At 43.5% G+C, this 21,263-nt stretch carries 16 protein-coding genes and 1 other annotated feature; of the genes, 7 read left to right on the forward strand and 9 right to left on the reverse strand.

Going from position 1 to position 21,263, the window contains the following annotated elements; translation table 11 throughout:
* Positions 1-202 precede the first annotated feature (202 nt).
* Both AB4375_RS20815 and tyrA read left to right on the forward strand, forming a co-directional pair.
* Positions 203-1,276 carry a 3-deoxy-7-phosphoheptulonate synthase gene (locus tag AB4375_RS20815; RefSeq protein ID WP_017059354.1) on the forward strand — a complete coding sequence of 358 codons (1,074 nt, stop codon included), beginning with the start codon at positions 203-205 and terminating at the stop codon, positions 1,274-1,276.
* A 117-nt stretch (positions 1,277-1,393) separates the two neighbouring features.
* Positions 1,394-2,521, forward strand: coding sequence for a bifunctional chorismate mutase/prephenate dehydrogenase (tyrA, locus tag AB4375_RS20820; RefSeq protein ID WP_017056144.1), 1,128 nt, complete (start codon positions 1,394-1,396; stop codon positions 2,519-2,521).
* Positions 2,522-2,682: 161 nt separating this feature from the next.
* On the opposite strand, the gene AB4375_RS20825 is transcribed toward tyrA, so the two are convergent.
* The 3 genes from AB4375_RS20825 to ettA form a co-directional block, all read right to left on the reverse strand.
* Positions 2,683-3,693 carry a M23 family metallopeptidase gene (locus tag AB4375_RS20825; protein ID WP_029235676.1) on the reverse strand — a complete coding sequence of 337 codons (1,011 nt, stop codon included), beginning with the start codon at positions 3,691-3,693 and terminating at the stop codon, positions 2,683-2,685.
* A 49-nt stretch (positions 3,694-3,742) separates the two neighbouring features.
* The gene (locus AB4375_RS20830; protein WP_017062857.1) at positions 3,743-4,111 is read right to left on the reverse strand and encodes a PilZ domain-containing protein; all 369 of its coding nucleotides are present in this window, start codon (positions 4,109-4,111) and stop codon (positions 3,743-3,745) included.
* A gap of 90 nt (positions 4,112-4,201) precedes the next feature.
* Positions 4,202-5,869 carry an energy-dependent translational throttle protein EttA gene (gene ettA, locus AB4375_RS20835; RefSeq protein WP_372052450.1) on the reverse strand — a complete coding sequence of 556 codons (1,668 nt, stop codon included), beginning with the start codon at positions 5,867-5,869 and terminating at the stop codon, positions 4,202-4,204.
* A 263-nt stretch (positions 5,870-6,132) separates the two neighbouring features.
* Here ettA and sltY point away from each other — a divergent pair, with 263 nt between their 5' ends.
* Both sltY and trpR read left to right on the forward strand, forming a co-directional pair.
* Positions 6,133-8,082: a murein transglycosylase gene (gene sltY / locus AB4375_RS20840; protein WP_372052451.1), complete on the forward strand. Its 1,950-nt coding sequence runs from the start codon at positions 6,133-6,135 to the stop codon at positions 8,080-8,082.
* Positions 8,083-8,254: 172 nt separating this feature from the next.
* Positions 8,255-8,548 carry a trp operon repressor gene (gene trpR / locus AB4375_RS20845; protein WP_017059358.1) on the forward strand — a complete coding sequence of 98 codons (294 nt, stop codon included), beginning with the start codon at positions 8,255-8,257 and terminating at the stop codon, positions 8,546-8,548.
* 128 nt (positions 8,549-8,676) lie between these two features.
* Here trpR and yjjX read toward each other — a convergent pair whose 3' ends face one another.
* The 6 genes from yjjX to AB4375_RS20875 all read right to left on the reverse strand — a co-directional run bounded on the left by yjjX (position 8,677) and on the right by AB4375_RS20875 (position 16,346).
* Entirely contained in the window at positions 8,677-9,198 is a 522-nt protein-coding gene (gene yjjX, locus AB4375_RS20850; RefSeq protein WP_017059359.1) for an inosine/xanthosine triphosphatase, read from the reverse strand.
* Positions 9,161-11,539 (reverse strand): putative bifunctional diguanylate cyclase/phosphodiesterase, encoded by a 2,379-nt coding sequence (locus AB4375_RS20855; protein WP_372052452.1) that lies wholly within the window; start codon positions 11,537-11,539, stop codon positions 9,161-9,163. Before AB4375_RS20855 ends, yjjX begins: the two co-directional genes overlap by 38 nt.
* A 333-nt stretch (positions 11,540-11,872) precedes the next feature.
* Positions 11,873-13,048 (reverse strand): prephenate dehydratase, encoded by a 1,176-nt coding sequence (gene pheA, locus AB4375_RS20860; RefSeq protein WP_136982881.1) that lies wholly within the window; start codon positions 13,046-13,048, stop codon positions 11,873-11,875.
* Positions 13,049-13,060: 12 nt separating this feature from the next.
* Positions 13,061-13,182 (reverse strand) — a sequence feature (Phe leader region).
* 110 nt (positions 13,183-13,292) lie between these two features.
* Entirely contained in the window at positions 13,293-13,628 is a 336-nt protein-coding gene (gene hpf, locus AB4375_RS20865) for a ribosome hibernation-promoting factor, HPF/YfiA family (protein WP_004735034.1), read from the reverse strand.
* A gap of 424 nt (positions 13,629-14,052) precedes the next feature.
* The gene (locus AB4375_RS20870; protein ID WP_372052453.1) at positions 14,053-15,477 is read right to left on the reverse strand and encodes a transporter substrate-binding domain-containing protein; all 1,425 of its coding nucleotides are present in this window, start codon (positions 15,475-15,477) and stop codon (positions 14,053-14,055) included.
* A 140-nt stretch (positions 15,478-15,617) separates the two neighbouring features.
* Positions 15,618-16,346, reverse strand: a complete 729-nt coding sequence (locus AB4375_RS20875) for an outer membrane protein assembly factor BamD (protein WP_017059363.1) — start codon at positions 16,344-16,346, stop codon at positions 15,618-15,620.
* A gap of 137 nt (positions 16,347-16,483) precedes the next feature.
* On the opposite strand from AB4375_RS20875, the gene rluD reads away from it, so the two are divergent.
* The 3 genes from rluD (at position 16,484) to clpB (ending at position 20,917) form a co-directional block, all read left to right on the forward strand.
* A complete protein-coding gene (gene rluD, locus AB4375_RS20880) occupies positions 16,484-17,458 on the forward strand; it encodes a 23S rRNA pseudouridine(1911/1915/1917) synthase RluD (RefSeq protein ID WP_017059364.1) in 975 nt (324 codons plus the stop codon).
* Positions 17,459-17,460: 2 nt separating this feature from the next.
* Positions 17,461-18,201, forward strand: coding sequence for a peptidoglycan editing factor PgeF (gene pgeF, locus AB4375_RS20885; RefSeq protein WP_065584732.1), 741 nt, complete (start codon positions 17,461-17,463; stop codon positions 18,199-18,201).
* A gap of 142 nt (positions 18,202-18,343) precedes the next feature.
* A complete protein-coding gene (clpB, locus tag AB4375_RS20890; protein WP_017062851.1) occupies positions 18,344-20,917 on the forward strand; it encodes an ATP-dependent chaperone ClpB in 2,574 nt (857 codons plus the stop codon).
* Positions 20,918-21,263: the final 346 nt, after the last annotated feature.

Raw genomic sequence — 21,263 nt, forward strand, 5'->3', positions numbered from 1 at the left:
CCTCCTCCTACTCGATTGTGATCCATGGTTTAAACCTATTTATCTCTTAGAGTGAGCTAAATTCAATGTGTAATATAAAATTTACAGTTAATGTTTTTTATTGTTTACACTTGCAATCGTTTTTTTAGCTGTTATTGTGTTTTTAAAGATTGTTAGCCCAAATGGAAATGTTGGGTGTAAAAATAAATATACAGGTTGAGTTATGCAGAAAAGTGAATTAAGCAATGTCAATATCATCGACGAACAGGTACTGATTACTCCTGAGGAGTTAAAAGCAAAACTGCCTTTGAGTGATAATGCTCGTCGTTTCATTCAAGAGTCTCGTCAAACTATCGCAAACATCATTCATAAGAAAGATCATCGCATGCTTGTTGTATGTGGCCCATGTTCTATCCATGACATTGAAGCTGCGAAAGAGTACGCGAAACGCCTAAAAGCCTTATCTGAGCAACTTAGCGATCAACTGTATATTGTTATGCGTGTTTACTTTGAGAAACCTCGTACCACTGTCGGTTGGAAAGGTTTGATCAATGACCCACATCTAGACGGCACTTTCGATATTGAGCATGGTCTGCATGTTGGTCGTGAACTACTTGTTGAACTCGCTGAGATGGAAATCCCACTAGCGACTGAAGCATTAGACCCAATTAGCCCGCAATACCTAGCAGATACCTTCAGCTGGGCGGCTATTGGCGCTCGTACGACTGAATCTCAAACTCACCGTGAGATGGCAAGTGGTCTTTCAATGCCAATCGGTTTTAAAAACGGTACCGATGGCAACCTAGGCACTGCAATCAATGCAATGCAGGCGGCTTCTTCTAGCCACCGTTTCATGGGTATCAGCCGCGAAGGTCAAGTTGCACTACTAACAACGCAAGGTAACCCAAATGGTCACGTGATTTTACGTGGCGGTAAGCAGACGAACTACGATTCAGTATCGGTACACGAATGTGAGCAAGAGCTGGGTAAATCTGGCTTAGAGGCCGCGCTAATGGTCGACTGTAGCCACGCGAACTCTCGTAAAGATTTCCGTCGCCAACCTTTAGTTGCAGAAGATGTGATTCACCAAATTCGTGAAGGCAACAAGTCGATTATCGGCCTGATGATTGAAAGCCATATTAACGAAGGAAATCAATCTTCGGATATACCTCTCAATGAGATGAAATACGGCGTTTCTATTACCGACGCGTGTATCAATTGGGATTCAACTGAGGCACTATTAAAACATGCACATACGGAATTAGTCCCGTTCTTAGAGAACCGCTTGAAAGGTTAGTCAGAGTTTAAATTTAAGTGCCTCATCTAATGGGGCATTTTAAGATCTGTTGCTAGCGAACCTACGTGATTGTGGGATGATAGATTGGCACGGGCTTATAGATTAGTAAGGAATAAAATGGCCGTTGAACTGAACGAATTACGCGACCAAATCGATGCTGTCGATAAACAAATGTTGGATTTACTGGCTCAACGCCTTGCTCTAGTAGAGAAAGTAGGCGAAGTAAAAAGTGAACATGGTTTACCTATTTATGTACCAGAACGTGAAGCTGCGATGCTGGCATCTCGTCGTCAAGAAGCCGAGAAAATAGGGGTTCCACCACAGTTAATCGAAGATATTTTGCGTCGTACTATGCGTGAGTCTTATGCCAGTGAGAAAGATTCTGGCTTTAAGTGTCTTAACCCAGAGTTACGTTCAGTGGTGATCGTTGGTGGTAATGGTCAACTTGGTGGCTTGTTTGGTCGTATGTTCAAACTGTCTGGCTACGAAGTAAAAATCCTTGGCAGCCAAGATTGGGATAAGGCCGACGAAATCTTAGATAATGCTGGGCTTGTGGTTGTTACGGTTCCAATTCACCTAACGGAAGGTGTGATTGCGAAGCTAGGTAATCTACCAAGCGATTGTATTCTATGTGATTTGACGTCAATTAAATCTAAACCTCTACAAGCAATGATGAACATGCATCAAGGCCCAGTAGTTGGATTGCACCCAATGTTTGGTCCTGATGTTCCTAGCCTTGCTAAGCAGGTGATTGTTTACAGTGATGGTCGTGGTTCTGAAAGTTACCAATGGCTACTGAATCAATTTGGTATTTGGGGCGCGAGCCTTTGCCAGATGGATGCAGCTGAACACGATCACGGCATGACCTTGATTCAAGCACTTCGTCACTTCACCTCTTTTGCTTACGGCTTGCACCTGAGTAAAGAGAACCCGAACATTGATCAACTTCTGAAACTAAGCTCGCCAATCTACCGACTTGAGATTGCGATGGTTGGTCGTCTGTTTGCTCAAGACCCGAACTTGTACGGCGATATCATTCTTTCTTCGGATGAGAATATTGAGATGATTCGACGCTTCCATAGCTGTTTCGGAGAAGCGTTAGAAATCCTAGATGGCAAAGATAAGGCTAAGTTTGTTGAGAGCTTCAACCAAGTGAGTGATTGGTTTGGTGACTACTCACAACAATTCTTGCAAGAGAGCCAAAGTCTTCTAAAACAAGCACATGACTCGATTCATCGTGGTTAATACTGATTTGAAATCATAAAAAAGAGCGACCATCTGGTCGCTCTTTTTGTTTGTGCTGAACGCTATGAAAGCATTTTGCCTACAGTAGACTAAAAGCAATTAGATCATCATAGGCCAAATCAACAGGTCTTAGCTATTAACAACTAGTTAGCCATTAACAACTAGTTAGTCGTGATAGGTTTTTTGCTATCTTCACTCGATACTGTGTCGATAGTTGAACTGATGTAAGGCACGTTAGTCAGGTTGATCTGCAAGCGAACCACATTATCAATCAGTTGAACCAGTGGGCCCCACTTAACCTTTTTCTCTTTCTCGAACACGTAGTTGAAGTTTTCCGGTGTCCAATCCATCAAGTATTGAGGGTTCAGTGAACGACCAAGGAAGCGTACTTCATAATGCAAGTGTGGGCCGGTTGAGTTACCTGAATTACCACAGCTCGCAATCACATCGCCTTTACTCACAAACTGACCGCTACGTACTTTAAACTTCTGTAGGTGCGCATAAGAACTCATGAAACCAAACGAGTGACGCATAGTAATAAAGTTGCCGAAGCCTTTTTTACTTGGGCGTACTGTTTCAATGACTCCATCTGCGGGCGCGACAATATCTTCACCACGCTTACACGTTAAATCGATACCAGTATGTACATGGCGTTTCCCTGAAATAGGGTTAGTGCGGCTACCATAAGAAGAAGATATACGCTGATAAGCCATCGGACTGTCGTTTGGAATCAAGCGGAACATCGTGGCTCTTACTGCTGAATCGACTGCAGCTGCATCAATGCGATCTTCTAAAGAAATATCATCGGTAAGCAGCTCTTCATCAGCAAGACCCAGTACTGATTCCACATCGAATACACGCTTACCAAGTAGCTGAATTGTGCCTTCTTTCTCGGTCAGTGTTTGCGATAGCGAATGGTTGGTTTCTACTTGCTCAGCATAAAGAAATTCTGTTTGTTCTTTTTCAACAATCAGTGTTTCAATCAACTGTTGGGCATCACCCGCTTGCAGTGCGAGTTCTTGTTTACTCTCGAAGTGCATGTACGCCGCTCCGCCAATCAATAGCGGTACTGAAAAAATGGCAGTAGTGCAAATGAGCACGGCTTTACGGCCGAAGTAAAACGTCTGTTCCCCCTGACTGGAGGGAATAGTAATGGATAGTTTTTTAGACATGGTTCTGTATTAACTAAATGCTTCTAATAGAAAAAGGGTAATGGAGATGTCACTTACTACCTAAGTCGGTAAGGTGTTCAATCTCTCTATAAAGCAGTTCATCGTCGCCAACATTAAGCTCCACAAGTCGCTTAAGGTGGCTGATACTATCAATATCTAAATGCTCTATGCGTAAACGCATTGAGGTATTGATGGTAGAGACTATCGTTGCTTCTAACTGAATATTGATATCACTGTTTTCGAGCTTAAAGCTCACTTGAACAGGGACATCATGGCTAAGTTGTTTTGATTCATTGCATTGAATGAGTAAACCATGGAGTGATAAGTCTTGCACTGAGCCTGATATATTTACTTGTCCTTGTGAGATCTCAGTAGGGACTTGATAAATAACTCGTGAAAATTGACGTCTTTCAACCATAAGTAATCTCTCTATATCGATGCATTACACGTAAGCCAGATATATCAAAGGCCGCTATTATCGCGGCCTTTGTTCAAAATACAAGCTTATTTACTTAGCTATACGCTTGTACTTGATACGGTGCGGTTCTGCCGCTTGTGCGCCTAGAGTCTGCTTAAGCCACTCAGTGTACTCAGTATAGTTACCTTCGTAGAAGTTAACTTGACCTTCATCACGGTAGTCTAAGATATGGGTCGCAATACGGTCAAGGAACCAACGGTCATGCGAGATAACCATTGCACAGCCAGGGAATTCAAGCAGTGCTTCTTCAAGAGCACGTAGCGTTTCAACGTCAAGGTCGTTGGTAGGCTCATCGAGTAGCAGTACGTTACCGCCCGCTTTTAGCAGTTTCGCTAAGTGAACACGGTTACGTTCACCACCAGAAAGCTCACCGATGATCTTCTGTTGGTCGTTGCCTTTAAAGTTGAAACGAGAACAGTAAGCACGCGCAGGGATTTCGAAGTTGTTGATCTTAATGATATCAGCGCCTTCAGAGATCTCTTGGAATACTGTCTTAGTGTCGTCCATGCTGTCACGGAACTGATCAACAGAAGCAAGCTTAACGGTTTCGCCCAGTTCAACCGTACCTGAGTCTGGTTGTTCTGCGCCGCTTAGCATCTTGAATAGTGTTGATTTACCCGCACCGTTGGCACCTACGATACCCACGATTGCACCCTTAGGCATGCTGAACGATAGGTCGTCGATAAGAACGCGATCACCAAACGATTTAGTCAGGTTGTTCACTTCAAGAACTTTATCACCTAGACGCTCACCTGGCGGGATGAACAGTTCGTTAGTTTCGTTACGCTTCTGGTATTGGCCAGTCGTCAGTTCTTCAAAACGAGCCATACGAGCTTTAGACTTAGCTTGACGGCCTTTAGGGTTTTGACGAACCCATTCAAGTTCTTTTTCGATTGTCTTTTGACGTGCGCTTTCGCCCGCTTTTTCTTGCTTAAGACGCTCGTCTTTTTGCTCTAGCCAAGACGTGTAGTTACCTTGCCATGGGATACCTTCACCACGGTCAAGTTCTAGAATCCAGCCAGCTGCGTTGTCTAGGAAGTAACGGTCGTGGGTAATCGCCACAACAGTACCACTGTAATCAACAAGGAAGTGCTCAAGCCATGCTACTGATTCTGCATCCAAGTGGTTGGTTGGTTCATCAAGAAGCAGCATGTCTGGCTTTTCAAGAAGTAGACGACAGATAGCAACACGACGACGCTCACCACCTGATAGGAATTCAATTTTCGCATCCCACTCTGGAAGACGAAGTGCATCAGCAGCACGCTCTAGAGCAGTCTCTAAGTTGTGACCGTCTTTTGCTTGAATCAGTGCTTCTAGTTCGCCTTGCTCTTTTGCAAGTGCATCGAAATCTGCATCTGGTTCTGCGTAAGCTGCGTAAACTGCATCGATACGCTTAAGTGCGTCAGCAACGTCAGAAACCGCTTCTTCTACGATTTCACGAACCGTTTTTGATTCGTCTAGTACAGGTTCTTGCGGTAGGTAACCTACTTTAAGACCTTGTTGTGCACGTGCTTCACCATCAATATCAGTATCAATACCAGCCATGATACGTAGTAGGGTAGATTTACCTGAACCATTTAGACCCAAAACACCGATTTTAGCGCCAGGAAAAAAGCTAAGAGAAATGTCTTTAAGAATTTGACGCTTAGGTGGAACAGTTTTGCTCACCCGAGACATGGTATATACGTATTCAGCCATTGCCGATCGATCCTAATTATTGTTCAAAATTGTCTGCTATTTTATACCAATATCCTCAAAGATGTTACTCCTAGGGCAGAAAAGCCACTCTTGAACTAATCCTTACCTATTATTGTCACATTGGTCATTAAAACTATATTTAATGGGCTTCTGAGGCGAAGTGTTAAATATTAATAATATTTACACTCAAATCCTTTACATTTGATGTGATGTCGGGCGTAAATAGACTTCACGTATTCATACACGCACTAAGGAAAGAGCGAATGTTTTTCCGCATTGGTAATACGAAAATTGCTGTGGCTGCATCGGCAATTTTGTCTTCGGTTTCACTGGCTCCGGTCGCTATGGCTAGCAATGCATCCGAGCTTGAAATGCAGCGTGACGTTTATGACAAAGCGCAAGAGGTTTTAGACAGCCGTGATCTAAAAGCTTACTCCGCGCTGCGTAACAAAATTCAAACATACCCTTTAACACCTTACACCGATTATCGGGCCTTTCTGATTGGCTTAGGTGATCGCACACCTGCTGAGGTCGATGCTTTCATTGAAGAGAACAAGGCATTGCCTTTCTCCAATCGAATGCGCGCACCTTATTTGGACTCATTGGCTTCTCAAAAACAGTGGAAGACGATCCTTGAGTTTCAAACCAAAGAGCCTGTCGGTGAAAAATACCAATGTATTTATTATCGAGCGCATTACGAGCAAGGTAACCAAGAGCTTGCCTTTAAAGGAGCTAAACAACTTTGGTTGAGTGGTAGTGGTGTTGATGACGCTTGTGACCCTTTATTTAAAAGCTGGGATCAAGCTGGGCTAAGAACTGATGAGCTGATTCTGGATAGAATGCTGCTAGCGTTCGAGGGCCGTAACGGTAAGTTAATGAGCTATCTGATTAAGCAATTGGATCATGATGAGTCAATTGCTCAAGCGAAGCAGATTAAGGCGTTGTACAACAAGCCTGAAAATGTACTCGCGTTTGCTAAAAAACATCCAGCGAATGAATTCTACCAAGCTCAAACCGAGTTTGCTTTCGAGAAGCTAGCAAGGAAATCATCAAGCAGTGCTCAAAAGGTGTTTGATGATGTCATCAAGGCTCAGAAGTTTTCGAAAGAGAAATCTCAAGAGCTCGCTGATTACCTAACGTTTCGTCTGATCAACACCGACTCTGAAGAGTTAATGGTGTGGCGCGACAAAATGCTCGCGAGTTCATCAAAGCAAGTTCTGCTGGAACGACGTGCTCGCTTAGCAATTCAACATGCCGATTGGACGGGTTTGAAAGAGTGGATAGCGCGCTTGGATGATAAACATCAGGCTTCGCTTCGTTGGCAATATTGGCAGGGCAGAGCTGAAATCGCGACGGGCGATACTGACAAAGGCAATAAGCGACTGTCAGATATCTTGGGTCAGCGTAATTTCTACAGTGTGGCTGCGGCTAAGCAGTTAGGTAAGCCAGTTCAATATCCAACATCGACACTTAAATACAATGCTGAAACAGTGAAGCCATTCGACACCTCTTTGGTGCGTATTGGTGAACTGATTGACCGAGACAAAATTGCGGCAGCGAAAAGTGAATGGCGCTGGTTACTGACCAATGCAGATAAAGAGCAAAAAGAGATGCTTGCCGCTTACGCTGCGACACAGCGTTGGAATCACTTTACCGTAACAGCGAGTATCTCTGCGAAGATGTGGGATAACATTGCGCTGCGCTTCCCTGTTGCTCATAAGTGGTGGTTTAACTTCTACGCTGAAAAGCACGATCTCGATCCAATCACTTTGATGTCTTTAGCAAGACAAGAGAGTGCGATGGATTCAGAAGCTCGCTCTTCAGTTGGCGCGCGTGGCATTATGCAAATTATGCCCAAGACGGCGCAATACACAGCGAACAAACATAAGATTAAGTATCAGGGCAGCGATGATCTTTATGATGTCGGCAAAAACATTGAGATTGGCAGTCACTACTTAGATGGTTTACTCGCTCAATATGATGACAACCGTATCTTTGCGTTTGCGGCTTATAATGCTGGACCTAGCCGTGTGAAACAGTGGCGTTCACGCAGCGATGAAAAGCTCGATGCCTTTGCATTTATCGAAATGATCCCATTCAAAGAGACACGTGGCTACGTTCAGAATATCTTGATGTTTGAGACCTACTATCGAGATATCTTGGGTGAGAAAGGGACGTTTTTAGCGCCCCATGAGGCAAAAACGAAATACTAAGCCTTCGGCATTTGGCCCGAAACTGAGTAAGAATAAAGGCAGTGAGTGCGAACCATTTCCACTTACTGCCTTTTTACATTGGATCGCATCAAGTGTTTCGGTATAAAGTGTTAAACGCTTTCAATCGTTAAGCGACTCTTTAAAGTCAGAATTTAAAAGTAAGTGTAGAGATATGGCATCACAACCTGAATATGATAATTGGCAACAACTGATGGACTTGGTAAAGACGGCTGTCGAAAAAGATCAGCACGAGCTGTTGTTGACTATGATGATGACACCAGACGAGCGAGATGCTCTGGTTGCTCGAATTAATATCTTCTGTGAGCTGATGAAAGGCGATATGTCTCAACGACAGGTGAGTCAAATGCTGGGCGTAGGCGTAGCGACGATAACCAGAGGCTCAAATGAGCTAAAGGCCAAATCTGAGCAAGAGAAAGTCGTGATCGCCGACCTATTGCTAAAGTAATAATGGAATTAAGCTATCACGCGATAGTATGAATACGAATTCGATAAAAAACGCTAACTGGATGTTAGCGTTTTTTGTTTCTGAAGATTGTTCTTGGAATCTTTTGAAGTTTAAGGAAGCCTCAAATACTAAATAGGAAAGTGTTCAGGATTCACAAATGGGATCAGAGCCAAAATTAAAGCTTGATGATAGACCGAACTGCGTGACAATTGGTTATGTGTCAGTAGGCCAATGGCACCACCTTTCTGTTTGATATTGTCGGTACCAAACACTTCATCCATCACATCCCCTAACTCGTTTGCATGCTCTAGTTTCTCAAGCACGGCTGGTGGCAGCATCAGACTTGCTGAACGAGACTCGCCACGTTGGCCATTCGTTTCGATCACCATCCAGGCAAAGGTGACGTTTGTTTCTATTCCCGCTTCTAGACCAACATAGAAGTCTGCATCAGGCTGAGCTTGAGTTGCGTTGTGAACTCGATTCACGGCACCTTGATAGGTTTCATCATTGCTCATCGGTTGATCGGCGACACCACTAGGGACGCTGATGCCTTTGAAATCAAATTCAGTATCAGGAAAAGCAGATAAGAACGCACTTTTAACGGCGTTTATTTTAGCTGGGTTCAGCGATGCGATGATTACAGATTTCATGTGTCGGATTCTTTTTGTTGTCGATTAGATTGAGTTGATGTTGTCGGTACCAGTCACTCAATTCTTCTAGTGGCATGGGTTTACCAAAGTAATAGCCTTGCAGCATATCGCACTGTGCATCCTGTAACCACTGGTGCATGCCTTGAGTTTCAATCCCTTCGGCGGTGACCTTTTTCCCTTGAGCATGACACAACCCGATAACCGGTTTTACGATGTTCTGGTTATTGGTCTCAATCAAGGTATCCAAAAACGCTTTATCCAATTTAATTTTCTGAGTTGGATACTGCACCAGTTGAGTGATAGAGGTGTAACCGGAACCAAAATCATCAATCGCAAGTCGATAGCCCATGCATGCCAGTTCGTTCAGCAATGGAAAACCTTCTGAATTTGAGTAAAAGGTTTCAGTGATTTCAAAATCGATTAGGCTTGGTGGAATTCGATTTAACTCCGCGTGTTCTTTAATGAAACCCGCAAGGTGAGTGGTTTCAATGCCAGCAGAAGATAAGTTGATCGACAATTGAATCGAGTGATCAAATTGAGTCTGAAGTCGATGGAATGAAGCAAACGCATTCTGTATTACCCAGCGGTCAACATGTTCGAACAGCCCGGTTTGTTCGGCTATTGGAATGAACTCATCCGGTGGAACCAAACCAAGTTGCTTTGAATTCCAACGTAATAACACCTCAACGCCAATAACATCAGTCCCGGTAGAATCCATGTAGGGCATGTAAACGAGCCTGAATTCATCATCAAAATTCTTACCTCTAAGCGCACGTTCAATGTCTGCTTGGCGCTGAATGGCTTTGTCTAAATCCCGTGAATAGTCAGCAAATTGGTTTTTACCGGCACGCTTGGCTTGGTACATCGCAGTATCCGCGTTGGACAGTAGCTTCTCGATTGAGTTGCCATCATTAGGGTAGGTCGCAATACCAATACTGACCGTGATCGGAAAGCTGCCTGATTCGGTGACAAAACCTTTTTGCAGTGGAGTCAGTAAATCATTCGAGAATCGATGCGCGACATTTCCTCGGTGACTAGGAGCGTTAATGTAGACAACGAACTCGTCTCCAGAAAGTCGGGCTGGCATACAATGAGCGTCGAACTCCTCTTTATAGTGACGACAAATATCTGAAATACGCTGAGCAAAAGAGACCAGAATCGAGTCGCCGATTTGATGTCCGTATTTGTCGTTCACAAACTTGAAGTTGTCCAAGTCAAAATAGAGAACCCAGGTTTCGGTATTCGAACTCGGTTTTGGCAACGATTGCTGAACGAAGGTTTGAAACTGATGCCTATTGGCTATTTGAGTTAACTGATCATTTTCGGCCAAGAGCTTGGTCTGTTGGTAGGTGTTATCTAACTCTTGGTACATGTCATAAAAACGCTGTGATAGGCGGCCAAGCTCGTCACGAGTGCCTAAGCGTTCAATGTTCTTACGTTGTTTTTTTTCGACTTGCTGTAGCTGTCGATCGAGCCGTGTTATTGGAGTAATCACAGTGCGAGACAGAAGCATGAGTAGCAGAGCGACAGTTACAAACGCAGACAGTGCAAACGACAAACTCAGCTTGTTCCAAATTGAATCGAGCTTGTTTTCCAACAGGAATTGCGCCGGATCGACCGTGGCGTACAGTTCTGGTGCAAGCTTGACTGAGTGAGTAACATCATTTTCCAAAGAAACCGCTATGGATGTGAAGAACAAGCTGGTTTGGTAGTCGAACTCTATCTGTTTTCTCAGCGCATTAAATTTGTCGAGAGAGACAGAGACAACAACAAAGAACACATCGTCGGGTTGATTGTTAACGGTTGGGAAAATCGCTTTTCTATCTACCTTGTCATAGTGAACCAACATCCCTTCGCCTTGGGAGTTTTGAATATAGTTGGTACTCGATGTTGCTAAGGTGTCTTGATAGTGCAGGTCAACATACTCCAATATCTTACTGTCAATCTGAGTGCGTGAGTCATTGCTATTATCCGCGTAATAACGCAGTTTTCGATCACCATTAAGAAGCGCTAAACCTGTATAGCTTTCATCGTCATCTTGCAGGAAATGAATGGCTTCTCGAAGATTACTGACCAGTTCAAGATCGCGAGATAGATTTTGATCAGTGAGAAAATAACGCTTCACCATATCACTCTGGGTCAAGGTGTAAGAGTAGCTATTGAGGAACGAACGAGATTGGCGAAAGTATCCGGCTAGTTTTTCCATGTTCAGTTGAAGTGCGTTGTCTTCGCGTTTGATGAAACTGCTTTTTTGCGTCGAATAAATAATATAGCTAGAAGCCGCGGTACTGATCAGTATCACAGGGGCTATTAGTAGTAAGATTTTAGTACTTAGCTTCATAGTTAATGACAACACTATTTATAAATTAAGCGCATAAGTTTATGTTACTTAATGCTTACTCGCTATTAATTATACGTAGTTCGATGATTTCCTGTGAAGGGGGTAAGGTTTTGTCTTTATTGATAAAAAAAGCCACTAATGAGTTTTTGTTAGAAAGGCTCAAGTAGTGGAGAGAGTAAGCGTGCCGAATGTGCGAAACAAGTGAATTGTGTTTCAGGCATGCTAGGGTGAGTTTTCTTAGCGAGAATAGTACTCGACTAGAGGGTGATTTAAGTATTTGGCCTGCTGTAGGCCAAATACTTATGTTAGCTAAAAGCTGATACTCACTTTCAGCTATGACAACTTAACTTGAGTCGCTTTGATGTTCTCACTTGGGTAGCAACCCAACACTTTAAGGTGGCGAGTAATGGCTGTTAGTTCCGTTATCGCTTGTTGCATATTATCTGAATCCAGATGCGCCTCTAAATCGACATAGAACATCTCTTCCCAAGGGTTACCCATGATAGGACGAGATTCTAGCTTAGTCATGTTGATGCCTAAGCGTTGCAGGATCAGTAGTGTTTCTACCAAAGAACCCGCCTCTTGAGATGTCGACATGATGAGCGTTGTTTTCGCTGGTATTTGAGTCGATACTTCAACAGGCTTACGCGCCACAACGATGAAACGAGTGTGGTTCTCTGTTTGGTTTGCAATATTGCTCTGGATTGGCTGTAGTCCATAAAGCTTACCGCTCGATGCATTACCAATAGCAGCTACGTCATTACCACCCAATTCTTTAACTTTTTTCATTGCATCAGCGGTGCTTGCGCAAGACTCAAGGTTGACACCCTTAAGGCGGCTCAAGAACTCACTGCATTGTTGATGAGGTTGTGGGTGCGAGTAGAGTGTTTTGATGTCTTCTAAACGGATATCACTTTTAGCAACAAGGCAGTGCTCAATCGGTTGAGAAAGTTCGCCAACAATGTATAGAGTCGTATGCTGTAACAGGTCGTAGACCTCGTTAATTGACCCTGAACTGGTGTTCTCAATCGGCAGGACACCGTAGTCGGCATGGCCAGACTCTACTGTTGATGCGACTTCTTTGAAGTGATTACAGTTCAGCTCAATCAATTCCATATTCTTGCGGCTGAAGTATTCGCGGCTCGCAAGGTGAGAATACGATCCCTTAGAACCTAAGAATGCAACGCGAGCCAATGGTTTACGGCTTTGCGGGTTCGCTAGGTTTTGTAAGTATGACTGTTGTAGTAAAACGGAATCTTCGATGATGGTGTGAAACAGCTTGGTAATGTACTGCGCATTAAGTTCGTATTTATCTTTGCCGTTGTTGATCAGCTTAACTAATAGTTGTTGTTCTCGTACTGCATCACGAACTGGTTTTGATGTCTCTACTTTGCTTTTAGCGACTTCGATACTTAGCTTGCGACGCTCTGAAAGTAACTTCAGGAGTTCGTCGTCTAAATCATTAAGACGAAGGCGGATATCATCCAGTGAAATTGAGCGGTCAGTCATAAATGTGTCCTTATAAAAAAGCCTCCCTAGTGTGGGAGGCTTCTTGTTCGTTTTTGACTTGTTTTTCTAAAACGACTTAGCCTCCGATTTACGGAAGAAAAAAGAAGTCAAAAATAAACAAAGATTGAGTGTGCATAAAAAGTGATTGTTTTATGAATGTTTAAACACAATAAGCAAGCGAGCTACGAGCGTCAAGCAAAAAAATAGCGCCCTGAGGCGCTATTTTTTAATCTGTTCTCTTTCCTTATTCTACTTCAGCTTCTAGCTCTTCGATTTCAGGCTTTTCAGCGCGGCGCGCTTCTGGTTTATGGCGTAGCTTGTTGAGTTGACGCTCTAGTTTTTGTTCTACTTCGTTGATCGCTACGTAGAGGTCGTCATGGATTGATGAAGCAACAAGTTGGCCTTTTGGTACGGTTAGTACCGCTTCAAATTTCTTCTTCTTGTTTGGTTCTTCGCTAAAGCTCGCTTGGCAGCCAATGATGTCTACTTGCCATTTATCTAGCTTTTTAAATTTGCTTTCTATGTGATCACGGATTGCAGAGGTAATGTCGATGTTTTTACCAGTGATGTTCATTTTCATAGAAGTTTTCCTCTGTTGTATCCCTCATGGGTTAACTTCAGATTACGACTTTTAGGAATAAAGAATGTGATCTGGATCTTGTTTTGGTTGGGTGGGATAAGCATTAAAATCAAATGTGATCTTACGCAAGTCTTAGTATCTTTTTGGCGAAAAATGCTTGTTATCCTTATGAAAAACGATAACTTGGAGGCAAGGCTTCGCTAAAAATTAAATCAGTTTTTAGGGGCGTCTTACAGCTTATTGAAAGTGTTTGATTGAAATTTACTCAATAGTGTTTTGTGATGTAGATCTCGTGATATATATCACTATGTAAGCTTCCTCTGAATTTGATAAGCAAAAGCCGCATAAGTTTTCTTATGCGGCTTTTGTGTTTTTAATTTTCTTTAGCACCTTAGCACCCCTGGCTCTTAGGGTTGAAGACAAACTAATCGTTGGTTTTGAGTAGTCTGGCTGTCCCATTTTCTCGGATAGCATTGATAGCTTGTAACTGCTTATAGATTACAAAGTAACGGTTGATGTTGGCGACATAGGTCACCGGTTCTTTGCTCACGTATTTACGAGTGATGATTTCTACGTTTTTAAACCAGATGTTTGGGTTGTAACCTTTCTGCTTGGCAATGCGCCTCATCTTTCTGATCTTAGCAGGACCAGCATTGTAAGAAGCCAAAGTGAAGTAGATTTGGTTATCTGCCGTAATGGCAGGGTCGTCAAAATACCTGTCCTTAATGAAACGCATGTATTTCACACCCGCATGGATGTTGTTATCCACCTTATGTATGTTTTTGATGTTGACGTTTTTATCTTTGGCGGTACTCGGTAATACCTGCATCACACCAATAGCCCCGCGATGAGAAATCCGGCTCTGATCCAGTCCTGATTCTTGGAAACCTTGAGCTGACATCATCAAAGGATCAAATTCATACTTGCTCGAATACTTTTCAAAGACATCTGAGAGTTTAGCTACTCGGTCTACTTTATTGGGGTTGAGTGCTCGGCCTAACCAGCGAGTATTGTCGATGTATTTCTGGTAGATGACATTCCCAAGCAGGGTGCCTGTTCGTGCGGTCTTGACGTATTTGTTTATCTCTTTCTTCAGTTGAGGGCTGTCTTTTCTTAAAGCCCAAGCAATACGACCATTTTCTCGTAAAGGTAAGTCGTTATGGACTTGAATGTTTTCCATTACATCGATCCAGAGCTTGGCTTTATGGTTATCCAGAATTGTGCCTTGTATATAACCTTGGTTAACCAGTTCTATCAGCTCGTAGTCTTGTAATGACTCCTCGATAAAGTGGACATGCAGTGGTGGTAAACCTAGCTCGTTAAGCTCCTTATTGACTCTTTGTACACTCTCGAAGTAACTCGAGCTTGCTCGTATCCACACCTCTTTGCCACTCAATTGCTTGATTTCGGTGATAGGTTCGGCCTTTTTCCCTGTGATAATGAGTTCTTTACCATCTTTAATCATCGGATCCGAAAAATCGATGGTTCGTAATCGTTTATCGGTGATCGTTAGGTTAGCGACAGCGACATCACCATAGCCAGACTCTAAAGAGGGAAGTAGATCATCTCGTTGCACGGGGATGACTTGAACATTGAGGTAGGGATGTTTCTTACGAAGGCTTTTCTCAAAGTGGTAGAGCATTTCTGCCACGATGCCTTTTGGCTTGCCATCCTCGATGTAATAGAAACCAAGATCGGCAGACACTAGCACTCTAACCGTTCCTTTGGTTTTGAGCTCATCCAAGTCACCCATGTAAGGCTTATTGCTTAATGGAGACAGTTCTAATGCGTAGGATAAGTGGCTAAATAGCGATATCCAGATAAATAATAACAACCTACTCACATCCACACTCCATGTTGATGTTTTGTTAAAAGTTATCTTTTGAAGATACCGTGTATTATGCGATCCATCAAGTTTGCGATATGTAGATGAAAAAAAGCGCGCTAGTAAATTAGCGCGCTTTTAGGATTGAGATGTAAGAGGTTTGATTAAGGTAGTGGGTTTAACTCAATCAACTTTTCTGTTCTTAACACAGCGTCATCTAGGCCGAGTTGTTGATAAGCTTTTAGCTGGATATCTAAAGACTTACGCGCAGCAATGGTGTCTGGGTAAGTTTTTTGCAGCTCTTGCGTTCTGTTGATCGCAGCAATCCAAGCTTCGCGGCGTAGGTAGAAATCAGCGGTTGCTAAGTCATACTCTGCTAGGCGGTTCTTAAGTGCGAACATGCGTTTTTGTGCATCTTCAGCATAAGGGCTACTAGGGAAACGTTCGAGTAGTCGCTTGAAGTCAGCAAACGCAAGTTTCACTGGTTCAGGATCTCGGTCACTACGGTCGATATTAAAAATATCGTGCATGAAGTTTCGGTCTTGCGCCATGTGCGTTAAGCCGCGCATGTAAAGAACCCAGTCTTGTTTCTCATGCGTTGGGTTCAAACGTAGGAAACGTGAAATGGTAGCGAGGCCAAGTGCCAAGTCATCATTTTTGTAGTAAGCGTAAATCAGATCGAGCTGTACTTGCTCAGAATAGGCGCCGAATGGGTAACGTGAGTCTAGGGCTTCTAGCTTTTCTATTGCTGAAAGCCAGCTACCGCTCTGCAGTGATTCTTGAGCGTCAGAGTAGAGAACCGATGGTGGTACATCTGGCACTATCTCTTCACTACTTGAACAACCAACCAAGAGTGATACGGCTAATAGACCCGATAAAGTAAGGTGTTTCATGTCAGGCGTCGATTCCTTGAATTAAATATTTCGTAAGCTTCCGTTACTTTCTAACCAGTAACAGATACAATGATGCAATTATTCTATTTTATCCATACTAATGGGTATTAGTCTCACGGTTTTTAAAAAAGTTCGATATGGCTCAGCAGATCACATTAACAGACACAGTAAAAAGCAGCCAGTTAGGTCAACGTTTAGACCAAGCTGTCGCTGAACTATTTACCGATTTTTCTCGCTCTCGCATTAAAGAGTGGCTTCTTGACGGCAAAATCCAAGTGGATGGTGAAGTTATTACAAAGCCGCGTGTTAAGGTTTTGGGCGGTGAAGAGATCATCTTGCAAGCTGAACTTGCAGATGAAGAGCGCTGGGAAGCACAAGATATTCCTCTAAACATTGTCTACGAAGATGATGACTTATTGGTTATCAATAAGCCTCGCGATCTGGTTGTACACCCAGGCGCAGGCACACCGGATGGAACCATACTAAACGCATTGCTTTTCCATTACCCACAGATTGCAGAAGTGCCTCGTGCAGGTATTGTGCACCGTCTTGATAAAGACACAACAGGCCTTATGGTTGTGGCTAAAACGGTTCCTGCTCAAACTCGTCTTGTGCGTGCTCTTGCTAAGCGTCGTATTACTCGTGAATATGAAGCAATTGCAATTGGCAAAATGACCGCTGGTGGTGTGGTAGAGAAAGGCATTAGCCGTCATGCAACTAAGCGTACCTTGATGGATGTAAATGAATTAGGAAAGCCAGCGGTAACTCACTACCGTGTTGCTGAGCACTTCCGCGAGCATACTCGTATTCGTCTACGCCTAGAAACGGGTCGTACTCACCAAATTCGTGTTCACATGTCATACCTTCAGCATCCGCTGCTAGGTGACGTTGCATACGGTGGTCGTGCTCGTATTCCAAAAGGTGCATCTGAAGAACTAACAACAATGATTCGTTCTTTTGATCGCCAAGCACTGCACGCCGTTATGCTTAAATTTGTTCACCCAATTACAGGTGAAGAAGTTGAGTTCCACGCTCCTGTGCCAAATGACATGGTCGTGATGGCTGAAGCGTTACGTGTTGATGCGCGCGAAAACTTGGAAGACGACATTTAATCATGTCGATGATCATCCCTAACTGGAATGCACCAAAAAACGTGAAAGCATTTGCTTCGACACGTTTTGATGGTTTTTCTACTGGTGCGTATCAAGGATTAAACCTAGGTACGCATGTTGGGGATGATGCTTCGCTTGTTGAAAACAACAGAGCCTGGCTCAAGCAACACGCTAATATGCCTGCCGCTCCGGTATGGCTACATCAAACTCACTCAACAGATGTCGTTACGGTTTTACACCCTACGGCAGATATTCTTGATGCTGACGGTGCATTTACCACAGCTAAAGATGTTGTTTGTTCTGCGATGACAGCCGATTGCTTACCTGTAATCCTTACTGATACCAAAGGCACTCAAGTTGCTGCAGTTCATGCTGGTTGGCGTGGTCTTGCTGGTGGCATTCTTGAAAATGCCGTCGCAAAGTTTTCAAACTTAGGTTCAGAGAATAAGATCATTGCTTGGCTTGGTCCTGCAATAGGCAAACAAGCTTTTGAAGTAGGCGATGATGTGTTGGAAGCTTTCGTTAGTTTTGACTCTCAAGCTAAGCTCGCATTTGAAGCCAAAGCTGAACCAGGCAAATGGCTAGCGAATATGTCTCAGCTTGCAACGCAACGACTGAACAAAGTTGGTGTAACTTCTGTGACAGACTCTAATCTATGTACCTTCGCTGATGCCGATGCGTTCTATTCTTATCGTCGTGATGGTATTACTGGACGCCAAGCTACTTTTATTTGGTTAGAGTAACCTTTAACTAGTGCAACCAGTCATCCAGCTCATTTATATTTTTATAACAGCTCTATTCTTCATTCTTATCCCTTGAAAATCCGCGTTACCGTATCCATCTTCTAACCATAAGATAAACATATCTAAGAGTAGGAAGGTTGGCATGCGTCTCGATCGATTCACTAGTAAATTCCAAATTGCGATATCTGATGCTCAGTCGCTCGCATTAGGTCGTGATCACCAATATATAGAGCCTGTGCACCTAATGGTGTCTTTGCTTAATCAAGATGGTAGTGCAATTCGTCCATTGCTCACCATGCTGAATATTGATGTGGTTCAATTGCGTTCAAAGCTAAGCGAAATATTAGACCGTGTACCGAAAGTAAGTGGTATCGGTGGTGATGTTCAACTGTCGAATGCAATGGGTACTTTGTTCAACCTATGTGACAAGGTCGCACAAAAGCGTCAAGACACATACATTTCTTCGGAAGTCTTCCTACTTGCCGCAATTGAAGATAAAGGCCCTTTAGGTAACCTGCTTAAAGAGCTAGGTCTTACTGAGCAAAAATTATCTCAAGCTATCGAGCAGGTTCGTGGCGGTCAAAAAGTTGATGACCCAAATGCCGAAGACCGACGCCAAGCGTTAGAGAAGTTCACCATCGATCTGACTGAAAGAGCGGAGCAAGGCAAGCTGGATCCGGTAATTGGCCGAGATGACGAAATCCGCCGTACTATCCAAGTACTTCAGCGTCGTACTAAGAACAACCCAGTCATTATCGGTGAACCTGGTGTTGGTAAGACAGCTATCGTTGAAGGTTTGGCTCAGCGCATTATTAACAATGAAGTGCCAGAAGGTTTAAGAGGCCGACGCGTACTTTCATTAGACATGGGTGCTTTGGTAGCTGGCGCTAAATATCGTGGTGAGTTTGAAGAGCGTTTGAAGTCAGTCCTCAATGAATTGTCTAAAGAAGAGGGCAATATCATTCTCTTCATCGATGAAATTCATACTATGGTCGGCGCTGGTAAAGGTGAAGGCTCTATGGATGCCGGTAACATGCTAAAACCAGCGTTGGCTCGTGGTGAACTCCACTGTGTTGGCGCAACGACTCTTGATGAATACCGTCAATACATAGAGAAAGATCCAGCGTTAGAGCGCCGCTTCCAAAAAGTGCTTGTCGATGAACCAACGGTTGAAGACACGGTGGCGATTCTTCGTGGTTTGAAAGAGCGCTATGAACTTCATCATCATGTAGAAATTACCGACCCAGCAATCGTGGCTGCAGCAACACTATCTCATCGATACGTTTCTGATCGTCAACTGCCGGATAAAGCGATTGATCTGATTGATGAAGCGGCTTCGAGTATCCGTATGCAGATCGACTCAAAACCTGAGTCGCTAGATAAGCTCGAGCGTAAAATCATTCAATTGAAGATCGAGCAGCAAGCTCTTACCAATGAAAATGATGAAGCCAGTGAAAAACGCCTTCGAACATTACAAGAAGAGCTTTCTGACAAAGAACGAGATTTCGCAGAGCTTGAAGAAGTGTGGAATGCAGAGAAAGCCGCGCTTTCTGGCACGCAACACATCAAGTCAGAGCTAGAACAAGCGCGTATGGATATGGATTTTGCGAGACGTGCTGGTGATCTTAACCGAATGTCTGAATTGCAATACGGTCGAATCCCAGAATTAGAGAAGCAGTTAGATCTTGCGACTCAAGCTGAAATGCAAGAAATGACGCTGCTGCGTAATAAGGTCACTGATGCAGAAATTGCAGACGTGCTATCGAAGCAAACAGGCATACCTGTTTCTAAAATGCTAGAAGCCGAGAAAGAGAAGCTTCTTAACATGGAAGGTGTTCTACATAAGCGAGTTATTGGCCAAGCGGAAGCTGTCGAAGTGGTATCGAATGCGATTCGTCGTAGCCGTGCAGGTTTATCTGATCCAAACAAGCCGATTGGATCTTTCTTATTCCTTGGTCCAACTGGCGTTGGTAAAACGGAGTTGTGTAAAACACTCGCGAACTTCATGTTTGATAGTGACGATGCAATGGTGCGTATCGACATGTCTGAGTTTATGGAGAAACACTCTGTTGCTCGTTTGGTTGGTGCTCCTCCGGGTTACGTTGGATATGAAGAAGGTGGTTACTTAACAGAAGCAGTGCGTCGCAAGCCTTATTCAGTGATTTTGCTAGATGAAGTAGAGAAAGCGCATCCTGATGTTTTCAATATCTTATTGCAGGTGCTTGATGATGGACGCTTAACTGATGGACAAGGTCGTACAGTCGATTTTAGAAACACGGTAGTGATCATGACATCCAACCTTGGCTCTTCGAGAATTCAAGAGAACTTCAATACGCTCGACTACCAAGGAATAAAGAATGAAGTGATGGAAGTGGTAGGTAAACATTTCCGTCCTGAGTTTTTGAACCGAGTTGATGAAAGCGTGGTGTTCCATCCATTGGGTCAAGAGCACATTCAGTCGATAGCCGCTATTCAGCTTGAGCACCTTAAGAAGAGAATGGAAGACAATGGTTATGAGCTTGAAGTTTCGGATAAAGCACTCAAGTTAATTTCTCAAGTTGGTTTTGATCCAGTATATGGTGCACGACCTTTGAAAAGAGCGATTCAACAAAGTGTCGAGAACCCGTTAGCGAAAGCGATACTGGCAGGAAAAATTAATCCAGATAAGAAAGTGCAGCTATTAGTAAACAACGACCGCATTATTGCTCACCAATAGTTGAAGTAAGAACGGTAGGTACGATTGGCCGAAATTAAGGCTTAATCGTACCTATTTTAAACGCTTTGTGTGAATAGTGTTCGAACGGTCGCCGGTGGCGGCTTTTTTTCGTTTTTAGCCTTGTACAAAGGATTATTCTCTCTATAATGCGCCTCCGTTGCCAAGGATAACCAAGCGGTTTGAACTGAGTAACAAGACGGTGATAAGCATTTAAGATGCTTTGAAAAATTAGCTGGAAAAAGTGTTTGACACTGGAATCTAATCCGCTAGAATGGCCGTCCACTTCGAGAGGCTCCTTACTAAAAGGAAGGCTCAACAAGTAAAGTTCTTTAACAATTTAAACCTA

It is taken from the genome of Vibrio sp. 10N.261.51.C6 (genome assembly GCF_041471785.1).
In the GTDB taxonomy this organism is placed as follows: Bacteria; Pseudomonadota; Gammaproteobacteria; order Enterobacterales; family Vibrionaceae; genus Vibrio; species Vibrio crassostreae_C.

Bases quoted from the DNA above. Each gene is read 5' to 3' on its own strand.
- rluD (WP_017059364.1), top strand. From the start codon at position 16,484: ATGGCTCAGCAGATCACATTAACAGACACAGTAAAAAGCAGCCAGTTA.
- pheA (WP_136982881.1), bottom strand. From the start codon at position 13,048: ATGACTGACCGCTCAATTTCACTGGATGATATCCGCCTTCGTCTTAAT.
- AB4375_RS20875 (WP_017059363.1), bottom strand. From the start codon at position 16,346: ATGAAACACCTTACTTTATCGGGTCTATTAGCCGTATCACTCTTGGTT.
- hpf (WP_004735034.1), bottom strand. From the start codon at position 13,628: ATGAAAATGAACATCACTGGTAAAAACATCGACATTACCTCTGCAATC.
- yjjX (WP_017059359.1), bottom strand. From the start codon at position 9,198: ATGAAATCTGTAATCATCGCATCGCTGAACCCAGCTAAAATAAACGCC.
- AB4375_RS20830 (WP_017062857.1), bottom strand. From the start codon at position 4,111: ATGGTTGAAAGACGTCAATTTTCACGAGTTATTTATCAAGTCCCTACT.
- sltY (WP_372052451.1), top strand. From the start codon at position 6,133: ATGTTTTTCCGCATTGGTAATACGAAAATTGCTGTGGCTGCATCGGCA.
- trpR (WP_017059358.1), top strand. From the start codon at position 8,255: ATGGCATCACAACCTGAATATGATAATTGGCAACAACTGATGGACTTG.
- AB4375_RS20825 (WP_029235676.1), bottom strand. From the start codon at position 3,693: ATGTCTAAAAAACTATCCATTACTATTCCCTCCAGTCAGGGGGAACAG.
- clpB (WP_017062851.1), top strand. From the start codon at position 18,344: ATGCGTCTCGATCGATTCACTAGTAAATTCCAAATTGCGATATCTGAT.
- tyrA (WP_017056144.1), top strand. From the start codon at position 1,394: ATGGCCGTTGAACTGAACGAATTACGCGACCAAATCGATGCTGTCGAT.
- ettA (WP_372052450.1), bottom strand. From the start codon at position 5,869: ATGGCTGAATACGTATATACCATGTCTCGGGTGAGCAAAACTGTTCCA.
- AB4375_RS20815 (WP_017059354.1), top strand. From the start codon at position 203: ATGCAGAAAAGTGAATTAAGCAATGTCAATATCATCGACGAACAGGTA.
- pgeF (WP_065584732.1), top strand. From the start codon at position 17,461: ATGTCGATGATCATCCCTAACTGGAATGCACCAAAAAACGTGAAAGCA.
- AB4375_RS20855 (WP_372052452.1), bottom strand. From the start codon at position 11,539: ATGAAGCTAAGTACTAAAATCTTACTACTAATAGCCCCTGTGATACTG.